Below are 286 nucleotides of genomic sequence, written 5' to 3'. Positions count from 1 at the left end.
GTCTCTGATGTCGAAAATTGTTGTGTCGTCTGGTCCCGATCCTCGGCAATCCGATAGCGGGAAGGTGAAGGTCTCGACTGCTGGCCCGTTTGTGGTCGGGCTGGTGATGCTGTCGACCGTGGTGGTGGTGCCGTTGGCGCTGTTGTGGTCGGTGGGCAATGACGAGGCCCCGGATGTGTCGCCGGTGTCGGCGGTGTCGGTGTCGGTCCCGCCGTCGGTGCCTGGTTGCGTGATGTTCTGCCGTGAGGACGAGGTGCAGCATCAGTCGGCGTCCTCGGTGCCGGGA

The 286-nt window shown here is 64.0% G+C and carries 1 protein-coding gene; it reads left to right on the top strand.

What is annotated here, in order from left to right; genetic code table 11:
• On the top strand, positions 1–286 hold a 286-nt coding region (locus GV790_RS29980), incomplete at both ends, for a hypothetical protein (protein ID WP_163818175.1).

Origin of the sequence: Nocardia cyriacigeorgica, assembly GCF_010858045.1 — a bacterium.
GTDB lineage: Bacteria > Actinomycetota > Actinomycetes > Mycobacteriales > Mycobacteriaceae > Nocardia > Nocardia cyriacigeorgica_E.
The sequence above is the reverse complement of the archived record's forward strand: the minus strand, read 5'-3'. Positions and strand labels throughout refer to the sequence as shown.